General features: G+C 48.8%; 7 protein-coding genes. 6 read left to right on the forward strand and 1 reads right to left on the reverse strand.

Features of this window, described 5'->3' with window-relative positions; translation table 11 throughout:
• The 3 genes from A3750_RS04130 to A3750_RS04140 all read left to right on the forward strand — a co-directional run.
• A partial coding sequence (locus A3750_RS04130; RefSeq protein ID WP_231871705.1) for a methyltransferase domain-containing protein occupies positions 1-803 on the forward strand: 803 nt, incomplete at its 5' end.
• Between the two features lie 16 nt (positions 804-819).
• Positions 820-2,193: a Trk system potassium transporter TrkA gene (trkA, locus tag A3750_RS04135; protein ID WP_068453135.1), complete on the forward strand. Its 1,374-nt coding sequence runs from the start codon at positions 820-822 to the stop codon at positions 2,191-2,193.
• Positions 2,194-2,209: 16 nt separating this feature from the next.
• Positions 2,210-3,658, forward strand: coding sequence for a TrkH family potassium uptake protein (locus tag A3750_RS04140; protein WP_068454849.1), 1,449 nt, complete (start codon positions 2,210-2,212; stop codon positions 3,656-3,658).
• Positions 3,659-3,678: 20 nt separating this feature from the next.
• Here A3750_RS04140 and A3750_RS04145 read toward each other — a convergent pair whose 3' ends face one another.
• A complete protein-coding gene (locus A3750_RS04145; protein ID WP_156492354.1) occupies positions 3,679-4,254 on the reverse strand; it encodes a hypothetical protein in 576 nt (191 codons plus the stop codon).
• A 128-nt stretch (positions 4,255-4,382) separates the two neighbouring features.
• Between A3750_RS04145 and A3750_RS04150 the strand changes: the two genes are divergently transcribed.
• The 3 genes from A3750_RS04150 to A3750_RS04160 all read left to right on the forward strand — a co-directional run.
• A complete protein-coding gene (locus tag A3750_RS04150; RefSeq protein WP_068454855.1) occupies positions 4,383-4,823 on the forward strand; it encodes a YtoQ family protein in 441 nt (146 codons plus the stop codon).
• 119 nt (positions 4,824-4,942) lie between these two features.
• Positions 4,943-5,908, forward strand: a complete 966-nt coding sequence (glyQ, locus tag A3750_RS04155) for a glycine--tRNA ligase subunit alpha (protein ID WP_082863149.1) — start codon at positions 4,943-4,945, stop codon at positions 5,906-5,908.
• 2 nt (positions 5,909-5,910) lie between these two features.
• On the forward strand, positions 5,911-6,174 hold a 264-nt coding region (locus A3750_RS04160), incomplete at its 3' end, for a glycine--tRNA ligase subunit beta (protein ID WP_156498386.1).

Raw genomic sequence — 6,174 nt, forward strand, 5'->3', positions numbered from 1 at the left:
CCAGCAACGAACATCCACCTATGACACTACGCGTTAACTCGTCAAAAATAACTCGAGACGACTATCTCAAGGCGTTAAACGAGATCGGAACCGTTGCCAGCCCGTGCTCCTTTTCGCAAAAAGGCATTCAACTTGAAGCTCCCTGCGATATTACAACGCTTCCAAATTTTGATGCAGGCTTCGTTAGCATTCAAGACGAAGCCGCGCAACTCTCAACACAACTCCTTGCTCTCGAACCGGGCATGCGCGTGTTAGACGCATGCGCGGCGCCTGGTGGAAAAACCTGTGCCATGCTTGAATCTCATCCAGATCTTCAGGTCTTGGCTTTAGATCACGATGCACGTCGTTTAAAGCGCGTTGATGAAAACCTGCAACGCTTAGGTCTAGCAGCCAAAACCAAAGCGGCGGCGGCACAAGAGGTAGACAGCTGGTTTGATGGAAATGCCTTTGACCGTATTCTGATTGACGCCCCTTGCAGCGCGACCGGCGTGATTCGCAGACACCCTGATATTAAATTATTGAGAGAACCAAGCGACCTGAAGAATCTTGCGGAACTACAGCTACAATTACTAACAACGCTCTGGAAGACGCTCAAACCAGGCGGCTTAATGGTCTACGCAACATGCTCCATTTTCCCTCAGGAAAACGCACGCGTTGTTGAGCGCTTTTTAAAAGTGCAAGAGCAAGCGTCTGTAGCACCCATCTTGCAGCCATGGGGCATAGATACCGGTTTTGGAACACAATTATTTCCCGAAGAAGGCGCTCATGACGGCTTTTTCTATGCAGTAATCATCAAGGAATAATAGGCAAGGTTTTGTTATGAAAATAATCATTGTTGGTGCCGGCCAGGTAGGCGGTACTTTGGCCGAAAACCTTGCAAGCGAGGCCAATGACATTACCGTTATTGATCCGGACAAAGGGCGACTTGCGGAATTGAACGATCGCATAGATATTCGCACAGTGAACGGACTAGGCTCGTATCCAGACGTATTAGAGCAAGCGGGAGCAGAAGATGCCGACATGCTCATTGCGGTGACTAACAGTGACGAAGTGAACATGCTTGCTTGCCAAGTCGCATACTCGCTCTTTCGCACTCCAACCAAGATCAGCCGTGTTAGAGCGCCAGCGTATTTAAGTCGTAAAAAACTATTTCGAAATGATGCTGTACCCATTGACGTTCTGATCAGTCCCGAGCAGGTCGTAACGAAGCACATCAAACGTCTCTTAGAATATCCTGGCGCATTGCAGGCCCTCGACTTTGCAGAGGGCGCAGTCAGCTTAGTAGCGATTAAAGCATGTAAGGGCGGGGCCTTAGTTGGGCATGAATTGTCAGACATTCGAAAACATGTGCCTAATATTGACACGCGAGTGGCTGCCATTTTTAGAGATGGAAAACCAATTATCCCTAGCGGTAATACCGTCATCAACGAAGGTGATGAAGTATTCTTCATTGCTGCGCGCAACCACATTAAAGCGGTTATGAGCGAACTTCAGCCTTTGGATAAAGACTATAAGCGCATTATTATTGCTGGCGGCGGAAATATTGGCCAGCGTCTTGCCGAAAAGCTTGAGCGCCGCTATCGCGTGAAAGTCATCGAAGCATTTGAAGACAGAGCGCATCAATTATCCGAGCAGCTTGAGCGAAGCATCGTATTGCATGGCAACGCAGCCGACAAAGAGATGCTTCTCAACGAGAATATTGAGAATACAGACGTATTTATTGCTGTCACCAATGATGATGAAGCCAACATCATGGCCTCAATGCTTGCCAAGCGCGTGGGAGCGCGCAAGGTGATTACACTGATCAGCAACCCTGACTACGTAGACCTCATCCAGGGCGGAGAAATCGATATTGCGGTTTCACCACAACAAACAACCATCGGCAGCCTGCTAACCCATATTCGACGAGGCGATGTCGTCAACGTCCATTCACTGCGCAGGGGTGCAGCTGAAGCGATCGAAGCCATTGCGCATGGTGACCATCGTTCATCGAAAGTAGTAGGCAAGCGCTTGGATGAGATCGCCTTACCAACAGGTACGACCATCGGCGCGATCGTCCGCAAAAAAGAAGTACTAATCGCACACGACCACATTCGAATTGAGCCCGAAGACCATGTCATTTTGTTCCTGGTCGACAAAGGCAAAGTGCGTGAGGTCGAAAAACTATTCCAGGTTGGTTTAACATTTTTCTAGAGTCATAGGCAGACGCATGCAATTTCTTACCATAGGCAGGATGCTCGGCGTATTGTTGATGCTTTTCAGCTTTACAATGATCCCTCCTATTATCGTCTCCCAATTGTATGGAGACGGCCAGCTGTTCGCTTTCGTTGAGGCATTTTCTATCACGCTTGGTCTTGGCTTTCTGGTCTGGCTTCCTTGTCGTGGATATCGAAGAGAGCTACGTGTTCGAGACGGTTTTTTAGTCACTGTCATGTTCTGGATCGTACTAAGTCTCAGCGGATCAATTCCTTTATATTTGTCTGACTCTCCAAACCTTTCCTATACAGACGCCTATTTCGAATCTCTTTCAGGGTTAACCACAACAGGCGCAACCGTCATTACGGGGCTGGATGATCTCCCGAAGTCAATTCTCTGGTATCGACAGCAGCTTCAATGGTTTGGCGGAATGGGTCTGATCGTGCTCGCAGTTGCAGTCCTACCCATGCTCGGTGTTGGTGGCATGCAGCTCTATCGCGCGGAGGCTCCCGGCCCAGTAAAAGACAGTAAGTTAACACCTCGAATCACCGAGACAGCGAAAGCGCTCTGGTACATATATTTGGGGCTAACCGTACTCTGCGCCGTCGCGTACTGGGGCGCAGGAATGGATGTATTTGATGCTATCGCGCATAGTTTTTCTACTATCGCGATTGGTGGCTACTCAACTCATGATCTAAGTATCGGCTACTTTGACAGCGTCAGCATTGAGCTAATCGCCATCTTCTTTATGTTTATTTCGGGCGTTAACTTTGCGCTACATTTTGCTGCCTGGCGCGCCAACAGTCCGAATGTTTACTGGCGAGATGCGGAATTCAAGTTTTACGCAGGCTTGATGCTTTTCGTCAGCATTATCACCATCACGACGCTGGTTTACACCAAGTCCTACGAGCCTTCAACAGCTTTTGTAAAAGGCTTATTTGAGGTCGTCTCGATCGCCACAACAACCGGCTTTTCTACGGCCGATTTCGCAAACTGGCCTTTTGTACTGCCATTTTTACTCTTCGTGGTCGCCTTTGTCGGAGGCTGCGCGGGATCCACCGGTGGTGGCATGAAAGCAATTCGCATCCTTCTCATCCTGAAACAAGGCATGCGCGAAGCAAAGCGCCTCATTCATCCAAACGCAGTCATTCCAATCAAGGTAGGCAAAAAACCTGTGGCCGACCGGGTAGTCGAAGCCGTATGGGGCTTTTTCTCTCTCTATCTTTTTGTATTTGTAATCTTGCTGCTCTTACTTCTAGCTAGCGGACTTGATCAAGTCACTGCTTGGTCGGCAGTTGGCGCGTGCATCAACAACTTGGGGCCTGGTCTTGGAGACGTAGCCCTGCACTATGGAGATCTACCCACTTTCTCCAAGTGGGTCTTATGTGTCGCAATGCTGATGGGACGACTAGAAATCTTTACGTTACTTGTGTTGTTTACGCCTGCGTTCTGGCGCACCTAGCGCCAGAGTTCGCAAACGTTTCATGCAACGCCCGATATACCCAATTTACGAAGACCTTTAAAAACCCCCTGAGCGAGATTATCAAGCTCATGCTTCGCTTTGTGCGTAACGCTTTTGATCGCACCGATTTCGTCGCCCTGAGCATAAAACGCATCGCATGCACGCATCGCTTTTACAGCGGGATTTGATTCTTCTAGACCATACCACTCACGAATTTTATTGATCGCCTGAGAAAAGGCTTCCTCAAAACCATGTGTTGCGATCGAAATCGTCGTCCTCTTCACGCCCTTTTGCCAAGGCACGTTAATCCGCAACTCTAGAACATCAACGGGAGCCCGAGAATCTCGAGCCACTGTCACTCTCCGCAAACCACGGATCGATCCATCACTGCGAACATGAAAGCCCGGCAATGAAGCCTGCTCTCGCTGATAGATCTCATACTCAGAGTCCAAACGTTTTTCTATTTCCTCTGCTTCTCTACGAGCGGCTTCTCGATTGTCGCCAATGCGCACGTATTCCTGATACTCTTTTCCCGCCCAGGATCGGTAAACCCTGAAGTAATCCAGACCGCCGTATTTGTGATCATATATCGGCATTTCAACCTCCACTTGTTTCTTTCAGCACTCTTGCAAGCATATTTGGCTTGCATCCTTTAGGCTGTTAATTAGAATCCGCCTACTTTGAGCACAGTTTAATCAATTAAAACTAGGGACTTAAACCTAATATGAAATACAGCATCTATCTTTCGGGTGAAATACACACAGACTGGCGTGAGCGCATCGCGTCAGGAATTGAAGAAGCAGGTCTCGATATTGAGATCTTTGCGCCAGTGACGAACCATGAAGCAAGTGACGAAGTGGGCGTGCGTATCCTCGGGGAAGAAGACAACAACTTTTGGAAAGACCATAAAGCGGCCAAAATTAACGCCCTTAGAACCAGCGTGATGATCGAAAAAGCAGATCTAACGGTCGTCCGTTTTGGTCCAAAATACAAGCAATGGAATGCGGCATTTGAGGCTGGCATAGCAATTGGCAAAGGCAAACCGATTGTTGTTATCCATGATCCTGAGATTACCCACCCACTCAAAGAAGTCGACGGCGCTGCGCACGCTGTCGCAGAAACGCCAGAGCAAGTGGTTGAAATTTTGAAATATATCAAGCAATAAGTGCACGAGCGGCGATACCGATGGTGTATAATGCCGCTCCTTTTTCTCGCGTTTTGTAGCGAATTTTCGCGAGAATAGTGAAATCCAAACATAAAGAAATAACTACGGGTGGTCGAGTTGTGGCTGAACAATCCAATCCAGATGTAAAAACCTTCCAGGGGCTAATCCTAGCTCTTCAAAATTTTTGGGCGAGTAAGGGCTGTGTCGTACTTCAGCCTCTCGATATGGAAGTCGGTGCCGGCACCTTCCACCCTGCGACATTTTTACGCTCTATTGGGCCAGAGACTTGGAATGCCGCTTACGTGCAACCAAGCCGACGCCCCACAGATGGTCGTTATGGAGAAAACCCCAACCGCCTGCAACACTACTACCAATTCCAGGTGGTAATGAAACCCTCCCCGCTGAACATTCAGGATCTCTACCTAGAGTCACTGAAAGCGATGGGCATTGATACCATGGTGCATGACATTCGCTTCGTTGAAGATAACTGGGAGTCACCGACATTAGGCGCATGGGGCCTGGGCTGGGAGGTTTGGCTAAACGGCATGGAAGTCACTCAGTTTACCTACTTTCAGCAAGTCGGTGGCCTAGAGTGCTATCCAGTCACTGGAGAAATCACCTATGGCCTTGAGCGTATCGCAATGTACCTTCAGGGCGTCGACAGCGTCTATGACTTAATCTGGACCCACGGGCCAGACGGCGACGTAACATACGGTGATGTTTTCCATCAAAACGAAGTTGAAATGTCGACTTACAACTTTGAGCATGCTGATGTTGATTCACTGTTCAGAAACTTTGATACCTACGAATCAGAAAGCGAGAGACTCATCGGATTAGGTCTTCCATTGCCAGCCTATGAACTGGTTCTGAAAGCATCACATACGTTCAATATGCTAGATGCACGACACGCTATTTCGGTCACCGAGCGCCAACGCTTTATTCTTCGCGTACGCAGCCTAGCCCGCGCCGTCGCGCAGGCGTATTTTGATACTCGCATGAAACTCGGCTTTCCTCTCGCCCCAGCAGAATTACGTGACGAAGTGATAGCAAAAGTCGAAGCCGCAACAGACAAAGGGAGCAAGTAATCGTGTCTCACAAAGATTTTCTCGTTGAACTTGGCACCGAAGAGCTCCCGCCGAAAGCATTAAAGAAACTCTCAGCCGCATTCAGCAAGGGTATTCTTGATGGCCTTGATGATGCCGGAATCACCTACGGAGACAGCAAAAGTTTTGCTGCACCACGCCGCCTCGCCCTTCAAATATCCGGACTAGCTCTTCAACAAGCAGACAAAGAGATTGAAAAGCGCGGTCCATCAAAGAAGGCCGCATTTGATGATGAGGGTCAAGCAACG

The organism is Oleiphilus sp. HI0079 (genome assembly GCF_001635105.1).

What these genes read in the sequence shown, in the direction of transcription:
- trkA (WP_068453135.1), top strand. Translation starts at nt 820, where the DNA reads ATGAAAATAATCATTGTTGGTGCCGGCCAGGTAGGCGGTACTTTGGCC.
- A3750_RS04140 (WP_068454849.1), top strand. Translation starts at nt 2,210, where the DNA reads ATGCAATTTCTTACCATAGGCAGGATGCTCGGCGTATTGTTGATGCTT.
- A3750_RS04145 (WP_156492354.1), bottom strand. Translation starts at nt 4,254, where the DNA reads ATGCCGATATATGATCACAAATACGGCGGTCTGGATTACTTCAGGGTT.
- A3750_RS04150 (WP_068454855.1), top strand. Translation starts at nt 4,383, where the DNA reads ATGAAATACAGCATCTATCTTTCGGGTGAAATACACACAGACTGGCGT.